Consider the following 15,641-nt stretch of genomic DNA (forward strand, 5'->3'; position numbering starts at 1 on the left):
TTACATGCGAATTCTGGTCACCGGCGCGAGTGGCTTCATTGGCGGGCGCTTTGCGCGTTTCGCCCTGGAGCAAGGCCTGGACGTGCGCGTCAGCGGCCGCCGTGCCGAAGGGGTCGAGCATCTGGTCAAGCGTGGCGCACAGTTCATCCCGGGCGACCTGGGTGACGCCGAGCTGGCCCGGCGTTTGTGCCAGGGTGTCGAAGCCGTGGTGCACTGCGCTGGCGCAGTGGGTAACTGGGGGCGCTATCAGGATTTCTACCAAGGCAACGTGGTGGTGACCGAGAACGTGGTCGAGGGCTGCCTGAAAGAGCACGTACGGCGCCTGGTGCACCTGTCTTCTCCGTCGATCTACTTCAATGGCCGTTCGCGTCTGGACGTCCGTGAAGACCAGGTACCGCGTCGCTTCCACGATCACTATGGGCAAACCAAGTACCTGGCCGAGCAGAAAGTGTTCGGCGCCCAGGAGTTCGGCCTGGAAGTGCTGGCGCTGCGCCCGCGCTTCGTCACCGGCGCGGGCGATGCCAGTATCTTCCCGCGGCTGATGCAGATGCAACGCAAAGGGCGTGTGGCGATCATCGGCAACGGCCTGAACAAGGTCGATTTCACCAGTGTGCACAACCTCAACGAGGCGCTGCTGAGTGCATTGTTCGCTGATGACCGGGCGCTGGGCCAGGCTTACAACATAAGCAACGGCCAGCCACTGCCGCTGTGGGACGTGGTCAACTACGTGATGCGCCAGATGCAGCTTCCCCAGGTGACCCGCTACCGTTCCTATGGCCTTGCCTACAGCCTGGCCGCGCTGAACGAGGCGGCCTGCATGTTATGGCCAGGGCGCCCGCAACCGACATTGTCGCGCCTGGGAATGCAGGTGATGAGCCGGGATTTCACCCTGGATATCAGCCGTGCCCGGCAGTACCTGGACTACCAGCCCAAGGTCAGCCTGTGGACGGCGGTGGATGAATTCTGCGGCTGGTGGAAGCATTTGCCGCCCGGCTGACAATGGTCATCAATGCGCCGCGCTGGCGGTTTATACTCGTGCCTCTTTGTGACTACCGCGGTTGAATGTATCCATGCGTAACCATGCTCACGATGACTTTGATGACGTGCCTGCCTTGCGGGCGGGCACCGTTGATGATGACGAACTGATGCCGGCGCATGTGATGCGCAGCCGCCAGAAAGCCGCCCGCGGGGCTAGCACGGCGCCGTTGTGGGCGCTGATCGGTGCCGCGTTCATCGCGTTGGCGGGCCTGGGTTGGTGGAGCTTTCAGCAGATCTCGCTGATGGAGCAGCAACTGGTGGCGACCCAGGAAAGCTTTGCCCGCATCAGTGAAGAGGCGGCTGGCCGCCTTCAGGCGATCAGTGGCAAGGTGGCGGCCAGTGAGTCTGGCGCCACTACCAGCAGTGAGGCATTGAAGCTACAGCTGCGCCAGTTGCAGCAGGGTGTTGCCGGGCAGACCGGCGACCTGGGCAAACGTCTGGAGCAGGTGCTGGCCGATACCCGAGAACAGCAGAAGGCTGTGACCGAGCTGCAAAGCCAGTTGCAGGCGCAACTGAAGCTGGTGAATGGCGAGCTGGCGGCGCTGCGTTCGGGCCAGGTCGATGGTGGCAAGCTGGATGCCCAGTTGAAGAGCCTGAGCGAGCAGGTTGCCGCGCTGAAAGCCTCACAGGTGGATGGCGGCCAGTTGGACGGCCAGCTCAAGAGTTTGGGTAGCGAGGTGGCGGCCTTGAAGAAACAGGGCAACCCGAGCGCTGACATTCAGAGCCTGCAGCAGGACATGCTGGTGTTGAAGAGCCAGGTCGACAACCGCCCGGCTGCGGCGTCATCCGGTAGTGCTTCGGTGCAGGAGTTCGATGCCTTCCGTGCGCAGATGACGCGTAACCTGAATACGCTGCAGAGCCAGATTCAGAACCTGCAGCAACAGATCAACGCCCGTCCGTAACATCAGCTGAGCCTTGTTCGCGGGCACGCCCGCTTCCACAGGATCGAGCACAGCTTTCAAGCCTGTCGCTATACCGGTGGGAGCGGGCATGCCCGCGAATGGCCCTCGATCACAACCGCGGATAATCGATGTAACCCACCGGCCCCTTGCCATAGAAGGTTTCGGGATGTGCCTCGTTCAACGGCGCATCCGCTGCCAGCCGTGCCGGCAGGTCGGGGTTGGCGATGAACGGCACTCCAAACGCCACGGCATCCGCTTTGCCACTGGCCAGGGCCGCATTGGCACTGGCCTTGTCGAACCGCTCGTTGACGATGTACGGGCCACCGAATGCCTCTTTGATCAGCGGCCCGATGCTGTCGTCGGCTTCCCGCTCCCGTGAGCAGATGAAGGCGATGCCGCGCTTGCCCAGCTCTCGGGCCACATAGGTGAAGGTCTCGGCGCGGTCGGCGTCGCCCATGTCATGGGCGTCGGCACGCGGTGCCAGGTGCACACCTACGCGCTTCGCGCCCCACACTTCAATGGCCGCATCGGTCACCTCCAGCAGCAGGCGTGCGCGGTTTTCCAGCGAGCCACCATAACAGTCGGTGCGCTGGTTGGTGCTGCTCTGCAGGAACTGGTCGAGCAGGTAACCGTTGGCGCCATGGATCTCAACACCATCGAAACCGGCAGCCTTGGCATTTTCGGCACCACTGCGGTAGGCCTCGACAATGTCGTTGATTTCTTCGGTTTCCAGCGCCCGTGGGGTAGGGTAGTCACTCAGTGGGCGCACCAGGCTCACATGACCCTTGGGCTGGATCGCGCTGGGGGCCACAGGCAGTTCGCCATTCAGATAGCTGGGGTGGGAGATACGGCCCACGTGCCACAGCTGCAGGAAGATGCGACCGCCTGCGGCATGCACGGCCTTTGTCACGTTGTTCCAGCCACGTACCTGTTCATCGTTCCAGATGCCGGGGGTATCTGGGTAGCCGACGCCCATGGGACTGACCGAAGTCGCCTCGCTGAGGATCAGCCCGGCGCTGGCACGTTGTACGTAGTATTCGGCCATCAGCGCATTGGGCACGCGACCTTCATCGGCGCGGCAGCGGGTGAGCGGGGCCATGATGATACGGTTGGGCAATTGCAGGTCGCCCAGTTTGATCGGATCGAAAAGCGTGGTCATAGTCGTTACCTGTCTTGTCAAAGTGCTTGGCGCAGTTGTTCGAGGAACGCCTGGATGGTGGCTTCGTCGCGTTTGAAGAAGTGCCATTGGCCGATCTTCTGGCTGCTGATAAGCCCGGCGCGCTGCAACGTGGCCAGGTGGGCAGAGACGGTCGACTGCGACAGGCCGCAGCGTTGGTCGATTTGCCCCGCACACACACCGTTTTCGGTGCTGTGGTACTGGTCCGGAAACTGGGTTGCCGGGTCTTTCAGCCAGCTGAGAATTTCTCGCCTGACCGGGTGGGCCAGTGCTTTTATGATTTCGTCGAGATCGAGTGGCATGGTTTGAGGCTCGTTGTAGCGGTATATCGCGATAGGGCGAAATATAATTCGCTGAATTCCGATATACAAATACGAAGGCGTTCTGAGCTGAGCACGAATCGATATATCGCGTTATAACGATATGCTCGGTGGCGATGCTAGACTGCGCTCATGAACTACCTCGCACACTTGCACCTGGGCGGCCCGGCGCCGCAACAACTGCTTGGCAGCCTGTATGGCGACTTTGTCAAAGGCTCTTTGGAAGGGCGCTTTCCGCCTGCGCTGGAGGCGGCCATCCGGCTGCACCGGCAAATCGACAGTTACACTGACCGGCACCCAGTGGTGCTGGCGGCTCTGGCACGTTTTCCGCGCGAGCGGCGGCGTTTTGCCGGCATCGTTCTGGATGTGTTTTTTGACCATTGCCTGGCACGGCACTGGGGCAACTACGCCGATCAGCCGCTGGAGCAGTTCACTGGCGCGTTCTATCGGGTTTTGCTGGCAGAGCCCGAGCTGCCTGGGCGGCTGGCGCGGATTGCGCCGTTCATGGCAGCGGATGACTGGCTAGGGGCGTATGGCGACTTCGACACGCTGGAACAGGTGTTCAACGGCATTGCCCGGCGCTTGTCGCGGCCTGAGGGGATGGCCGGGGTGATGGTGGAACTGGAGCGGCTGTATGAGCCGCTGCTGGCGGATTTTCGCGAGTTCTACCCGCAACTGCAGGCGTTTGCGGCGGTAGGGCGGATGTATGACAGTTAGAGGTGTGTGAGTGATACTGGCCTCTTCGCGGGTGAACCCGCTCCTACGGGTAATGCGCTCGGTGTAGGAGCGGGTTCACCCGCGAAAGGGCCAGAACAGGCAGTGCAAGCATTCAGGCAGCCCGCGCCTGCCGACGTGGCGCCATCTCCACGTCTTCAACCCCGAACAGCGCCAGGTGAATCGCCTGTTGCGCCTGCAACGCCAGCACCGCACGTTCCTTGCCCACGCTACCTATTGGCTGCAGCAGGTGGATGCACACCTCGCCCCGCGGCTGGGCAAACAGGCGCATCAGGTGCGACACCAGGTCGTCTTCACCAATGAACGGTGCTACCGGGTCGATCTGGCCATCACGCAGGTACTGGATAGCGACTGGCTGCACTGCCACGCCACGGTCGATGGCACCTGCCAGCAGGCGCCCATGAAAGGTGCGCAACGTACGGCCGCTGGTAGTGGTGCCTTCGGGGAAGATCAGCAGCGGGCGGGCCAGCCCCAGTTGCCCGGCGATCTGTTCGCGCAGGCGCTGGCTGTCGCCACCACCGCGGCGAATGAACAGCGTGCCGGCCTTTTCCGCCAGCCAGCCGGCCACCGGCCAGTGGCGCACTTCGGCCTTGGACAGGAAAGACAGCGGCGTGAGCATGCCAAGCAGGGGGATGTCGGTCCAGGAAACATGGTTGCTGACCCACAGCATCGGCCGCTGTGGAAGTTCGCCAACTACCTTGACGTCGAAGGGCAGGGCGGCGACCAGGCGCTTCATGAACAGGCAGGTCCAGCGCTGGCGCCGTTCGATCGGCGCCTTGAAGCCCAAGCGCTCGCCCAAGGCGATAATGCTGGCCATCAGCATGCCCTGCGCCAGTACCAGCAGCAGTCGGATGAGGCGGGCCAGTACCCGCAAATTCGGCATCAGACCGCCGCCTTGAAGTGGCGGGCGTAGCGTGGGCACAGCTCGTCGCGTTTGAGCAGGATGAACACGTCTGCCACCTGGAAGTCTTCGTCCCAGCATGGCTCGCCGCAAATCTTCGCGCCCAGGCGCATATAGGCCTTGAGCAGCGGTGGCATTTCGGCAATGACGTTGTTGGGCAGGGCCAGTTTCGGCAGTGGGTTCTTCGGCTCGGCACGCAGGTGTTCGGTGCACAGGTAACGTTCACGCAGGCGCTGCATCACTGCATGGGCCTGCACGCCGCCGTCCTGCATGGGGATACTGGCGCAGCCCATCAGATAGCTGTAGCGGCCCTCGTTGAGCACCTCGGCCAGTTCGCCCCAGAGCACGGCGATGGTACCGCCGTTGCGGTAGTCGGGGGCGACGCAGGTACGGCCCAGTTCGAGGATCGGGCCTTGCAACTGCAACAGGCCGTGCAGGCTGAATTCTTCTTCGCTGTAGAAACGGCCCAGGCTGCTGGCAGCCTGGTGATCGAGCAGGCGGGTGGTGGCAACCAGTTCGCCGGTGCTCAGGTCGCGTACACCAATATGGCGGCAGTGAACGTCGTAGTCGTCCATGTCCAGGCCCTGCTCGGCACCTTTGAGCTTGGCCTTGAATTCTGCGCTGAATACGGTGTAGCGCAGAGCCTGGGCTTCTTGCAGCGCCGCGGCGCCAACCAGGCGTTCGGCTTGCAGACGGCGTTCGGTGCTGTAGTCGCCAGCGGTAGCGATCCGAGTCATTACGAGTCTCCATAAGCCAGCCAAGAAAGGTTGCGGCCGGTCGGCTTTGTTGTGCAAAGTCAGCCTAGGTAGACCCGGTGTCACCCCTGTGAATGTTTGGTGATGCTTGCGTGACACACCCTGAGCCTTAACTGAAAGCCCTCCAGCAAGGAGCTGTTCCATGGCCTGGTTGCAACGACTCAACGATCCGCTTCGCCTCGCGCCGACAGGCTCCCTGGGCGAAACCTACGCCGCGCTGCTTGAGCGCCTCGGCCCGGTTACCCCCTTCGAACTGGCGGTACTGGGTGGGCGTGCAATGGCCACCCCGGGCCTGGCCTTCCTGATGGGTTACCAGGCCGCCCTTCGCGTGCTGTGGCCCAGTGCGCCGCACAGCCTTGGCGCCTTGTGTGCCACCGAGCGGCGCAGCGTGCGGCCTGCAGACATGCACACGCGGCTGGACGCTCTGCGGCTGTCGGGCTGCAAAGACTTCGTTACCGCAGGCCTGGAGGCGGAGTGGTTGCTGGTGGCGGCGCGTAGCGAAGCGGCTGGCGCGGCGCCGCAACTGAGCCTGGCGGTGGTCTACCCCGGGGAGCCGGGGGTGACACTGGAGCCATTGCCGACCCTGCCGCTGATGCCGGACGTCGGGCACGGCCGACTGCTGCTGGAGCAGGCATCGTGCGAGTTGCTGGCCGGTGACGGCTGGGATGCCTACGTGAAGCCGTTCCGTTCGCTGGAGGATTTGTATGTGCTCGCGGCGCTGACCGCCTGGTTGTATGGCGTGGGGCAGGAGTGCGCCTGGCCGCAGGGGCTGCGCCTGCAGTTGCTTGGGCTGTTGGCCGGCTGTGCCGAGGGTAGCCGGCAGTGTGCCGATAGCATGGGTTGTCACTTGTTGCTGGGCGGGTTGTTTGCGCAGTTCCAGTCGTTGCGGGCGGAGATCGATGCGGCGTTGGCGACAGGGCCGGTGCAGTGGGCGCAAATCTGGCAGCGTGACCAAGGGGTGATGGCGCTGGCGGCGTCGGCGCGGGAGAAGCGGCTGAACAAGGCGTGGGTTGCTGCGGGCTTTTCATGAATGGCTGACAGGTTTGTGTGAACCGATGAGTCGCGGCGTGGTACCTGTGGGAGGGCGGGGTTACGTGCAAAGCGGCCGGTACTGGCAGCAGAAAACCTGAAAGACATTTCCTTTTATCGCGCTTGATCCCCGCAAATCCCAGCCGTTGACGTATCATTGGCCGCCTGACGGCAACCCCTCCAGGATCGCTTGCGCATGCTCGCCCTTCTTATCCAGACCCTGAACATCACGGCACCGGTTTTCGCCATGCTGTTCATGGGCGTCCTGCTCAAACGCATTCACTTGATCGACGATAACTTCAACCGCGTCGCCTCGCAGCTGGTGTTCAACGTCTGCATGCCGGCGCTGCTCTTCCTCGGTATCTATCACGCCGACCTGGCCGCAGCGGTCAAGCCCGGTGTCATCCTGTATTTCATCGTCGCCACCCTGGCCGGTTTCGCCATTGCCTGGGGCATGGCCATCTGGCGTAGCCCGATGGCCGACCGGGGCATCTATACCCAGGGCGCCTTTCGCGGCAACAACGGTGTGATCGGCCTGGCCCTGGCCGCCAGCCTGTACGGTGACTACGGCATTTCCCTGGGGGCGGTACTCGCAGGCCTGGTCATCCTCATGTACAACTCGCTGTCAGCGGTGGTACTGGCGGTGTACAGCCCGGACCTCAAGTCCGACCCGTGGAGCATCTGCAAGAGCATTTTCAGCAACCCGCTGATCATCAGCGTGCTGGTGGCCGCGCCGATGGCTTACGGCCAAGTGCCGTTGCCCAACTGGCTACTGACCTCGGGCGACTACCTGGCACAGATGACCCTGCCGCTGGCGCTGATCTGTATCGGTGGCACGCTGTCGCTGGCAGCGCTGCGTAACTGTGGCCGGCTGGCCATCGATGCCAGCCTCGTGAAAATGCTCTGGCTGCCGCTGCTCGGCACCCTTGGGGCCTGGTTGTGTGGGTTTCGCGGGGCGGAGCTGGGCATCCTGTTCCTGTACATAGGCAGCCCGACCGCTGCGGCCAGCTACGTGATGGCGCGGGCGGCCAACGGCAATCATGAACTGGCCGCGTCGATCATCGTGATTACCACGCTAATGGCGGCGATCACCACCAACATTGGTATTTTCATCTTGCAGTGGGGCGGATGGATCTAGATCCTTGACTGCAAATAACAGCAACAACACTGCCTCACTGAGCTAAAGGACACTTCATGCAAGACCAGAGCACGCCCGAGCGGTTACAGCGCGGGCTGAAGAATCGCCATATCCAGCTGATCGCGCTGGGCGGGGCCATCGGTACCGGGTTGTTCCTGGGCATTGCCCAGACCATCCAGTTGGCCGGCCCCTCCGTGTTGCTGGGCTACGCCATCGCCGGCCTGATGGCCTTCCTGATCATGCGCCAGCTGGGCGAAATGGTGGTGGAAGAGCCGGTCGCCGGCAGCTTCAGCCACTTCGCCCACCAATACTGGAGCGAGTTCGCCGGTTTTGTTTCAGGCTGGAATTACTGGGTGGTGTACGTGCTGGTCGGCATGGCCGAGCTGACGGCGGTCGGTATCTACGTGCAGTACTGGTGGCCGGACTTCCCCACCTGGGCCACGGCAGCGATCTTCTTCGTGGTGATCAACCTGATCAACCTGACCCAGGTAAAGGTCTATGGCGAGATGGAGTTCTGGTTCGCCCTGGTCAAGGTAGTAGCCATCGTCAGCATGATCGGCTTTGGTGCCTGGTTGCTGGGCAGCGGTCATGGTGGCCCGGATGCCAGCGTGGCCAACCTGTGGCAGTACGGCGGCTTCTTCCCTAACGGCGTCACGGGTCTGGTAATGGCCCTGGCGGTGATCATGTTCTCGTTCGGTGGCCTGGAGTTGGTCGGCATCACGGCTGCCGAGGCTGACAACCCGCGCCAGAGCATCCCCAAGGCCACCAACCAGGTGGTGTACCGTATTCTGATTTTCTACATCGGTGCCTTGGCAGTGCTGTTGTCGCTGTACCCTTGGCAGAAGGTGGTGCAAGGCGGCAGCCCGTTCGTGATGATCTTCCACGAACTGGACAGCGACCTGGTGGCGACCATCCTCAATATCGTGGTGCTGACGGCTGCGCTCTCGGTGTACAACAGCTGTGTGTACGCCAATAGCCGTATGCTGTTCGGCCTCGCCAGCCAGGGCGATGCGCCGCGTCAGTTGCTGAAGGTAAGCCGTAGCGGCGTGCCGCTGACCGCGCTGGGCGTGTCGGCCTTTGCGACCGGCCTGTGCGTGCTGATCAACTACCTGATGCCGGGTGGGGCCTTTGGCTTGCTGATGGCGTTGGCAGTGTCCGCGTTGGTGATCAACTGGGCGAGCATCAGCATTACCCACCTGAAATTCCGCAAGGCCAAGCTGGCCGCCGGGATCACCCCCTTCTACAAAAGCCTGGGTCACCCACTGACCAACTACCTGTGCCTGGCGTTCATCGTGCTGATCCTGGTGGTGATGTACCTGACGCCGCCGATTCGCATCTCGGTAATGCTGATCCCGGTATGGATCGCTGTGCTGTGGGTGGCCTTCAAGTTGAAGAAGGCTCGCCAGGCCAAGGGCTGATCGGGTTTGTTCGTAAGGGGTATGCCGTTAGGTTTTCGGCGCTCGATCTCACAGGCGACGAAAGCCTAAAGGCATGCGTCTGGCGGCCCTGACGCATGCCCCTCAATGCTGCCTCCGCCAGGCACGCACGGTGGTGTACAGCAACACTGTAGCGAGCACCGGCAGTACATAGAACAGCATCAATCGCTCCAGGCGGCCAGCCAGCGGCATACCCATGGTAAAAGCCGCCACATGAAGGCCGTAGGCCAGGTACAGGCAAAGAAACACCAGGCCTTCGGCGCGAGTGATGCGGTAACCGGAATAGAACACTGGCAGGCTCAGTACGGCAACGCCGAGCATTACAGGCAGATCGAAAGACAGCGCGTTAGGCGAGATCGACAGGGGTTCCGGGGTGATCAGTGCGGTCAGGCCCAGTACGGCCAGCAGGTTGAACAGGTTGCTGCCGATCACCGTGCCCACCGCGATCTCCCGTTCGCCACGCAAGGCGGCGATCAGCGCAGCGGCCAGTTCCGGCAGGGAGGTGCAGATGGCGACGACCGTCAGGCCGATAATACGCTCGGACAGGCCCAGGTCGGTGGCCACCTCGATGGCAGCTTCCAGTAGCAAGTGGCCCGCCAGGCTCAGCAGGCCAAGGCCGACCAGTATCTGCAGCAGCGTACCTGACCAGAAGCGCCCGGCCCCGGACCTGGCGGCGTCCGGGGCAGGGTAGGTGCGTGCGTAATGGCGCGACTGATGCCAGAGCATTGCCAGGTAACCGGCCAGCCCCAGCAATAGCAGTGCCCCTTCAACCCTGCCCAGGTGGGCATTGGCGGACAGTGCATACACCAGCCCGCTGGCAAGGATCATCAAGGGAATGTCCAGGCGCACCAGCTGGCGTGACACCCGCAGCGGGATGATCAGCGCGGCCAGGCCGAGAATGACCAGTACGTTGAAGATGTTGCTGCCGATCACGCTGCCTACTGCCACATCCGGCGCACCCTGGTAGGCGGCCTGCAGGCTTACGGTCAATTGTGGCGCGGTACTGCCGAAGGCCACCAGGCTCAGGCCTATGATCAGCGGGCGCACGTGCAGGCGCTGCGCCAGGCGCAAGGCGGAGCGCACCAGTAACTCGGCGCCGCCGACCAGCAACAGCAGGGCAACGCCCATTTGCAGCAGGCTAAAAGTGGGAAGGGTGGCCAGGTCGAAAATGGTCGGACTCCTGTCGCGTCAGTCGCTAAGCCCTTGTACTCGCACGCGCGCTGTTCCGCTACGGAGCATGCCGATTTTTTCCGCTGCTGCGCGAGACAGGTCGATCAGGCGGCCGCGGGTGTGCGGGCCACGGTCGTTGATGCGTACCACCACACTGCGCTGGTTGGCCATGTTGGTCACCCGTACACGTGTGCCGAAGGGCAGGCTGCGGTGGGCGGCGGTAAGGCCGTGCTGGTTGAACGGTTCGCCACTGGCGGTGCGTTTGCCATGGTGGCGCGAGCCGTAGTAGGAAGCGGTGCCCGTCTGGTCGTAGCCGCGCGGGTCGATGTCATGGCTGGCGCAGCCGGCCAGGAAAGAAAACAGGGCGAGGGTGCCGAGGGAACGTTTTAGCAAGTCAGGTGCTCTCCGGTGCGACCATTCGCGGGTAAATCCGCTCCTACAGGGACCGCTGGCTTGTGTAGGAGCGGCTTCAGCCGCGAACGAGGGCGACGCCCTCGCAGCATTACAGGGGTAAAACCATCACCCTTCGAGCTTGGCTTTGAGCAATTGGTTCACCTGCCCCGGGTTGGCCTTGCCTTTGGAGGCTTTCATGGCCTGGCCGACGAAGAAGCCGAACATCTTGCCGCGCTTGGCCTCATCGGCTGCGCGATACTGTTCGACCTGCTCGGCATTGGCTGCCAGCATTTCGTCGAGCATCTTGTCGATCGCACCCGTGTCGGTAACCTGTTTCAGGCCCTTGCTCTCGATGATGCTGTCGGCATCGCCTTCACCGGCGGCCATGGCCTCGAACACGGTTTTGGCAATCTTGCCGCTGATGGTGTTGTCACGAATGCGCAGCAGCATGCCGCCCAGTTGCGCGGCGCTGACCGGCGCCTGATCGATTTCGACACCCAGCTTGTTCAGCAGGCTACCCAGTTCGACCATGACCCAGTTGGCCGCCAGCTTGGCATCACCACCGATCTTCACCACTTCTTCGAAGTAGTCAGCCTGTTCGCGGCTGGAAGCCAACACGTTGGCGTCGTAGGCCGACAGACCGTACTGAGTCTGGAAGCGCTCGACCTTCTGTGGTGGCAGCTCCGGCAGGCCGGCGCGAATGGTTTCGAGGAAGCTGTCCTCGATGACTACCGGCAGCAGGTCGGGGTCGGGGAAGTAACGGTAGTCGTTAGCTTCCTCTTTGCTGCGCATGGAGCGGGTTTCGTCCTTGTTCGGGTCGTACAGGCGGGTTTCCTGCACCACTTTGCCACCGTCTTCGATCAGGTCGATCTGGCGCTGGATTTCGCTGTTGATCGCACGCTCGATGAAACGGAACGAGTTGACGTTCTTGATTTCGCAGCGAGTGCCGAACTCGGTCTGGCCTTTCGGGCGGATCGATACGTTGCAGTCGCAGCGCAGCGAACCTTCGGCCATGTTGCCGTCGCAGATGCCCAGGTAGCGCACCAGCGCGTGGATCGCCTTGACGTAAGCTACGGCTTCCTTGGCACTGCGCATGTCAGGCTCGGAGACGATTTCCAGCAGCGGAGTGCCGGCACGGTTCAGGTCGATGCCGGTGGAACCGCTGAAGTCTTCGTGCAGGCTCTTGCCGGCGTCTTCTTCCAGGTGCGCGCGGGTTACGCCGATGCGCTTGATGGTGCCGTCTTCCAGCGCGATGTCCAGGTGGCCCTTGCCGACGATCGGCAGGTCCATCTGGCTGATCTGGTAGCCCTTGGGCAGGTCGGGGTAGAAGTAGTTCTTGCGTGCGAACACGTTGCGCTTGCCGATTTCGGCATCGATGGCCAGGCCGAACATGCACGCCATGCGCACGGCTTGCTCGTTCAGCACCGGCAGTACACCGGGCATGCCCAGGTCAACCAGGCTGGCCTGAGTATTCGGCTCGGAGCCAAAGGTGGTAGCGCTGCCGGAGAAGATCTTCGACTGGGTGGCGAGCTGAGTGTGGATTTCCAGCCCGATCACAACTTCCCATTGCATGTGTGAATTCCTCAGAAGCCGTTGGGGGCGCGGGTATGCCAGTCGGTCACCTGTTGGTAGCGGTGCGCGACGTTGAGCAGGCGGCCTTCCTGGAAGTACGGCGCCAGCAGTTGCACGCCGACCGGCAGGCCGTCGACGAAGCCCGCAGGCATCGACAGGCCAGGCAGGCCCGCCAGGTTGGCGGTGATGGTGTAGACGTCTTCGAGATAGGCGGCAACCGGGTCGCTGCTCTTGGCGCCAAGCTTCCAGGCCGGGTTTGGCGTGGTCGGGCCGAGAATCAGGTCGACATCGTTGAAGGCGGCCATGAAGTCGTTCTTGATCAGGCGGCGGATTTGCTGCGCCTTCACGTAATAGGCGTCGTAGTAGCCGGCCGACAGGGCGTAGGTACCGACCATGATGCGGCGCTGTACTTCAACGCCGAACCCTTCGCCGCGTGAGCGCTTGTACAGGTCGGTGAGGTCTTTCGGCTCTTCACAGCGGTAGCCGAAGCGTACGCCGTCGAAACGCGACAGGTTGGAAGAGGCTTCAGCCGGAGCGATCACGTAGTAGGCCGGAATGGCATGCTGCATGTTCGGCAGGCTGATTTCCTTGACCACTGCACCGAGCTTTTCCAGCTCTTTGACGCTGGCCTGGACCAGGTCAGCGATGCGTGGGTCGAGGCCTGCACCGAAATACTCCTTCGGCAGGCCGATGCGCAGGCCCTGCAGCGAAGCGTTCAGGCTGGCGCTGTAGTCCGGCACCGGTTCTTCGATACTGGTGGAGTCCTTGGCGTCGAAACCGGCCATACCTTGCAGCAGCAGCGCGCAGTCCTCGGCGGTGCGGGCCAGCGGGCCGCCCTGGTCGAGGCTGGAGGCGTAGGCGATCATGCCCCAGCGCGACACACGACCGTACGTCGGCTTGAGGCCGGTGAGGTTGGTCAGTGCCGCTGGCTGGCGGATCGAGCCGCCGGTGTCGGTGCCCGTGGTGGCGGGCAGCAGACGCGCGGCCACGGCAGCGGCCGAACCACCGGACGATCCGCCCGGAACGTGCTCGAGGTTCCACGGGTTCTTCACCGAGCCGTAATGGCTGGATTCGTTGGCCGAACCCATGGCGAATTCGTCCATGTTGGTCTTGCCCAGGGTAACCATGCCGGCTTCGGCCAGCTTGGCGACCACGGTGGCGTCATAGGGCGCCTTGAAGTTGTCGAGCATCTTCGAGCCGCAACTGGTGCGTACGCCGTTGGTGCAGAACAGGTCTTTGTGGGCTATCGGTGCACCCAGCAGCGCGCCGGTTTCGCCAGCGGCGCGACGGGCATCGGCGGCACGCGCCTGGCCCAGGGCCAGGTCTTCGGTGACGCTGATGAAGCTGTTGATCTGTGGGTCGAGCTGCTTGATGCGCGCCAGCAGCGTGCCGGTCAGCTCTTCGGAAGAAAACGATTTGTCGGCGAGTCCGCGGGCGATCTCGGCCAGGGTCAATTGATGCATGGCAGGCTCTATCCCTTACTCGATGACTTTGGGAACCAGGTACAGACCGCTTTCGGTCGACGGTGCGATGGCCTGGTAGGCATCGCGCTGGTTGCTTTCGGTGACTTGGTCAGGACGCAGGCGCTGGCTGGCCTCCAGCGGGTGGGCCAGGGGCTCGATGCCAGTGGTATCGACCGCTTGCATCTGGTCGACCAGGCCCAGAATGCTGTTCAGGGCGTCGGTAATGCGTGGCAGTTCGCCATCATTCAGGCCCAGGCGGGCCAGATGGGCGATCTTTTCCACGTCGCAGCGTTCAAGCGCCATGAGGATCTCCAAGGGAAACAAAGAACGGAATTTGGGTCCGCGGTGAGGAACATGTCAGCTTTCTGGCGGTCTAACGGCCGCGAAATTCTGCTGGCGTGCTCGGAAAAACAGCCAATTTAACATATTGGCTCCTTGCCCAAAATCCCTGCCATTGTTAGAGTTTGCCGCACTTTTTTACCCACGCTTTCCCCAGGGTCACTTTCCCATGTTCAAGAAACTGCGTGGCATGTTTTCCAGCGATCTTTCTATCGACCTGGGTACTGCCAACACCCTTATTTACGTGCGTGAGCGCGGTATCGTCCTGAATGAGCCCTCGGTTGTTGCCATCCGTACCCATGGCAACCAGAAAAGCGTCGTCGCCGTCGGTACCGAAGCCAAACGCATGCTGGGCCGTACGCCTGGCAACATTGCAGCCATTCGTCCGATGAAGGACGGCGTCATTGCCGACTTCAGCGTCTGCGAAAAAATGTTGCAATATTTTATCAACAAGGTTCACGAGAACAGCTTCCTGCAGCCGAGCCCGCGCGTGCTGATCTGCGTGCCGTGCAAGTCGACCCAGGTCGAGCGCCGCGCCATCCGCGAGTCGGCCCTCGGTGCGGGTGCCCGTGAAGTGTTCCTGATCGAAGAGCCAATGGCCGCTGCCATCGGTGCCGGCCTGCCGGTTGAAGAGGCCCGCGGTTCGATGGTCGTCGATATCGGTGGCGGTACCACTGAAATCGCCCTGATCTCGCTGAACGGTGTGGTCTATGCCGAGTCCGTTCGCGTTGGCGGTGACCGCTTCGACGAAGCCATCGTAACCTACGTACGCCGCAACTACGGCAGCTTGATCGGCGAATCCACCGCCGAACGTATCAAGCAGGAAATCGGTACTGCCTACCCAGGTGGCGAAGTACGTGAAGTCGACGTGCGTGGTCGTAACCTGGCCGAAGGCGTACCGCGTGCCTTCACCCTGAACTCCAACGAAGTGCTCGAAGCGCTGCAGGAATCGCTGGCGACCATCGTCCAGGCGGTCAAGAGCGCCCTCGAGCAATCGCCGCCGGAACTCGCCTCGGACATCGCCGAGCGCGGCCTGGTGCTGACCGGTGGTGGTGCGCTGCTGCGTGACCTCGACAAACTGCTGGCCCAGGAAACCGGCCTGCCGGTGATCGTCGCCGAGGACCCGCTGACCTGCGTCGCCCGTGGCGGCGGTCGCGCCCTGGAGATGATGGACAAGCACGCGATGGACCTGCTCTCCAGCGAGTGATCCCGCTCGCTGTTCACGAGCGCCCGGTTTACAGGTAGTACGTACAGTGCTACCTGTATGCGCTGG

Annotated in this window: 16 protein-coding genes; 7 read left to right on the plus strand and 9 right to left on the minus strand. The window is 62.5% G+C overall.

Annotated elements, in window-relative coordinates; genetic code table 11:
• Positions 1–4 precede the first annotated feature (4 nt).
• Positions 5–997, plus strand: coding sequence for an NAD(P)-dependent oxidoreductase (locus QYE47_RS16135; RefSeq protein ID WP_064492402.1), 993 nt, complete (start codon positions 5–7; stop codon positions 995–997).
• A 73-nt stretch (positions 998–1,070) separates the two neighbouring features.
• Positions 1,071–1,940, plus strand: a complete 870-nt coding sequence (locus tag QYE47_RS16140) for an ATPase (RefSeq protein WP_070383493.1) — start codon at positions 1,071–1,073, stop codon at positions 1,938–1,940.
• Between the two features lie 109 nt (positions 1,941–2,049).
• Here QYE47_RS16140 and QYE47_RS16145 read toward each other — a convergent pair whose 3' ends face one another.
• Both QYE47_RS16145 and QYE47_RS16150 read right to left on the minus strand, forming a co-directional pair.
• Positions 2,050–3,099, minus strand: coding sequence for an alkene reductase (locus tag QYE47_RS16145; protein ID WP_070383494.1), 1,050 nt, complete (start codon positions 3,097–3,099; stop codon positions 2,050–2,052).
• A 17-nt stretch (positions 3,100–3,116) separates the two neighbouring features.
• The gene (locus tag QYE47_RS16150) at positions 3,117–3,419 is read right to left on the minus strand and encodes a helix-turn-helix transcriptional regulator (protein ID WP_003255178.1); all 303 of its coding nucleotides are present in this window, start codon (positions 3,417–3,419) and stop codon (positions 3,117–3,119) included.
• Between the two features lie 150 nt (positions 3,420–3,569).
• Here QYE47_RS16150 and QYE47_RS16155 point away from each other — a divergent pair, with 150 nt between their 5' ends.
• Complete coding sequence (locus tag QYE47_RS16155; protein ID WP_070383495.1) at positions 3,570–4,154, plus strand: ACP phosphodiesterase; 585 nt, start codon at positions 3,570–3,572, stop codon at positions 4,152–4,154.
• Between the two features lie 112 nt (positions 4,155–4,266).
• Here the strand turns inward: QYE47_RS16155 and QYE47_RS16160 are convergent, their stop codons facing one another.
• Together QYE47_RS16160 and olsB are read right to left on the minus strand one after the other, a co-directional pair.
• A complete protein-coding gene (locus QYE47_RS16160) occupies positions 4,267–5,055 on the minus strand; it encodes a lysophospholipid acyltransferase family protein (RefSeq protein WP_019436963.1) in 789 nt (262 codons plus the stop codon).
• Positions 5,055–5,810: an L-ornithine N(alpha)-acyltransferase gene (gene olsB, locus QYE47_RS16165; RefSeq protein ID WP_003255175.1), complete on the minus strand. Its 756-nt coding sequence runs from the start codon at positions 5,808–5,810 to the stop codon at positions 5,055–5,057. The genes QYE47_RS16160 and olsB overlap by 1 nt, the downstream gene beginning before the upstream one ends.
• Before the next feature lie 160 nt (positions 5,811–5,970).
• Between olsB and QYE47_RS16170 the strand changes: the two genes are divergently transcribed.
• From QYE47_RS16170 to QYE47_RS16180, 3 genes are all read left to right on the plus strand, one after another.
• A complete protein-coding gene (locus tag QYE47_RS16170) occupies positions 5,971–6,858 on the plus strand; it encodes a hypothetical protein (protein WP_014589807.1) in 888 nt (295 codons plus the stop codon).
• A 195-nt stretch (positions 6,859–7,053) separates the two neighbouring features.
• Positions 7,054–7,995: an AEC family transporter gene (locus QYE47_RS16175; RefSeq protein WP_014589808.1), complete on the plus strand. Its 942-nt coding sequence runs from the start codon at positions 7,054–7,056 to the stop codon at positions 7,993–7,995.
• Between the two features lie 56 nt (positions 7,996–8,051).
• Positions 8,052–9,413 carry an amino acid permease gene (locus QYE47_RS16180; protein WP_014589809.1) on the plus strand — a complete coding sequence of 454 codons (1,362 nt, stop codon included), beginning with the start codon at positions 8,052–8,054 and terminating at the stop codon, positions 9,411–9,413.
• Between the two features lie 102 nt (positions 9,414–9,515).
• Here the strand turns inward: QYE47_RS16180 and QYE47_RS16185 are convergent, their stop codons facing one another.
• The 5 genes from QYE47_RS16185 to gatC form a co-directional block, all read right to left on the minus strand.
• On the minus strand, positions 9,516–10,559 hold the full coding sequence (locus tag QYE47_RS16185; RefSeq protein WP_064492408.1) for a calcium/sodium antiporter: 1,044 nt from the start codon (positions 10,557–10,559) through the stop codon (positions 9,516–9,518).
• Positions 10,560–10,619: 60 nt separating this feature from the next.
• Positions 10,620–10,994 (minus strand): septal ring lytic transglycosylase RlpA family protein, encoded by a 375-nt coding sequence (locus tag QYE47_RS16190; protein WP_003255170.1) that lies wholly within the window; start codon positions 10,992–10,994, stop codon positions 10,620–10,622.
• 126 nt (positions 10,995–11,120) lie between these two features.
• On the minus strand, positions 11,121–12,566 hold the full coding sequence (gatB, locus tag QYE47_RS16195) for an Asp-tRNA(Asn)/Glu-tRNA(Gln) amidotransferase subunit GatB (protein ID WP_010952130.1): 1,446 nt from the start codon (positions 12,564–12,566) through the stop codon (positions 11,121–11,123).
• An 11-nt stretch (positions 12,567–12,577) separates the two neighbouring features.
• Complete coding sequence (gene gatA, locus QYE47_RS16200; RefSeq protein ID WP_014589812.1) at positions 12,578–14,029, minus strand: Asp-tRNA(Asn)/Glu-tRNA(Gln) amidotransferase subunit GatA; 1,452 nt, start codon at positions 14,027–14,029, stop codon at positions 12,578–12,580.
• A gap of 15 nt (positions 14,030–14,044) precedes the next feature.
• Positions 14,045–14,332: an Asp-tRNA(Asn)/Glu-tRNA(Gln) amidotransferase subunit GatC gene (gene gatC / locus QYE47_RS16205; protein ID WP_003255165.1), complete on the minus strand. Its 288-nt coding sequence runs from the start codon at positions 14,330–14,332 to the stop codon at positions 14,045–14,047.
• Positions 14,333–14,537: 205 nt separating this feature from the next.
• On the opposite strand from gatC, the gene mreB reads away from it, so the two are divergent.
• Positions 14,538–15,575, plus strand: a complete 1,038-nt coding sequence (gene mreB, locus QYE47_RS16210) for a rod shape-determining protein MreB (RefSeq protein ID WP_003255163.1) — start codon at positions 14,538–14,540, stop codon at positions 15,573–15,575.
• The last annotated feature ends 66 nt before the right edge of the window (positions 15,576–15,641 follow it).

Origin of the sequence: Pseudomonas sp. 2,4-D, assembly GCF_030418155.1 — a bacterium.
GTDB classification, from domain to species: domain Bacteria; phylum Pseudomonadota; class Gammaproteobacteria; order Pseudomonadales; family Pseudomonadaceae; genus Aquipseudomonas; species Aquipseudomonas alloputida.

Bases quoted from the DNA above. Each gene is read 5' to 3' on its own strand.
- QYE47_RS16135 (WP_064492402.1), top strand. From the start codon at position 5: ATGCGAATTCTGGTCACCGGCGCGAGTGGCTTCATTGGCGGGCGCTTT.
- mreB (WP_003255163.1), top strand. From the start codon at position 14,538: ATGTTCAAGAAACTGCGTGGCATGTTTTCCAGCGATCTTTCTATCGAC.
- gatC (WP_003255165.1), bottom strand. From the start codon at position 14,332: ATGGCGCTTGAACGCTGCGACGTGGAAAAGATCGCCCATCTGGCCCGC.
- olsB (WP_003255175.1), bottom strand. From the start codon at position 5,810: ATGACTCGGATCGCTACCGCTGGCGACTACAGCACCGAACGCCGTCTG.
- QYE47_RS16185 (WP_064492408.1), bottom strand. From the start codon at position 10,559: ATGGGCGTTGCCCTGCTGTTGCTGGTCGGCGGCGCCGAGTTACTGGTG.
- QYE47_RS16175 (WP_014589808.1), top strand. From the start codon at position 7,054: ATGCTCGCCCTTCTTATCCAGACCCTGAACATCACGGCACCGGTTTTC.
- QYE47_RS16180 (WP_014589809.1), top strand. From the start codon at position 8,052: ATGCAAGACCAGAGCACGCCCGAGCGGTTACAGCGCGGGCTGAAGAAT.
- QYE47_RS16160 (WP_019436963.1), bottom strand. From the start codon at position 5,055: ATGCCGAATTTGCGGGTACTGGCCCGCCTCATCCGACTGCTGCTGGTA.
- QYE47_RS16170 (WP_014589807.1), top strand. From the start codon at position 5,971: ATGGCCTGGTTGCAACGACTCAACGATCCGCTTCGCCTCGCGCCGACA.
- QYE47_RS16145 (WP_070383494.1), bottom strand. From the start codon at position 3,099: ATGACCACGCTTTTCGATCCGATCAAACTGGGCGACCTGCAATTGCCC.
- QYE47_RS16155 (WP_070383495.1), top strand. From the start codon at position 3,570: ATGAACTACCTCGCACACTTGCACCTGGGCGGCCCGGCGCCGCAACAA.
- QYE47_RS16150 (WP_003255178.1), bottom strand. From the start codon at position 3,419: ATGCCACTCGATCTCGACGAAATCATAAAAGCACTGGCCCACCCGGTC.
- QYE47_RS16140 (WP_070383493.1), top strand. From the start codon at position 1,071: ATGCGTAACCATGCTCACGATGACTTTGATGACGTGCCTGCCTTGCGG.
- gatB (WP_010952130.1), bottom strand. From the start codon at position 12,566: ATGCAATGGGAAGTTGTGATCGGGCTGGAAATCCACACTCAGCTCGCC.
- gatA (WP_014589812.1), bottom strand. From the start codon at position 14,029: ATGCATCAATTGACCCTGGCCGAGATCGCCCGCGGACTCGCCGACAAA.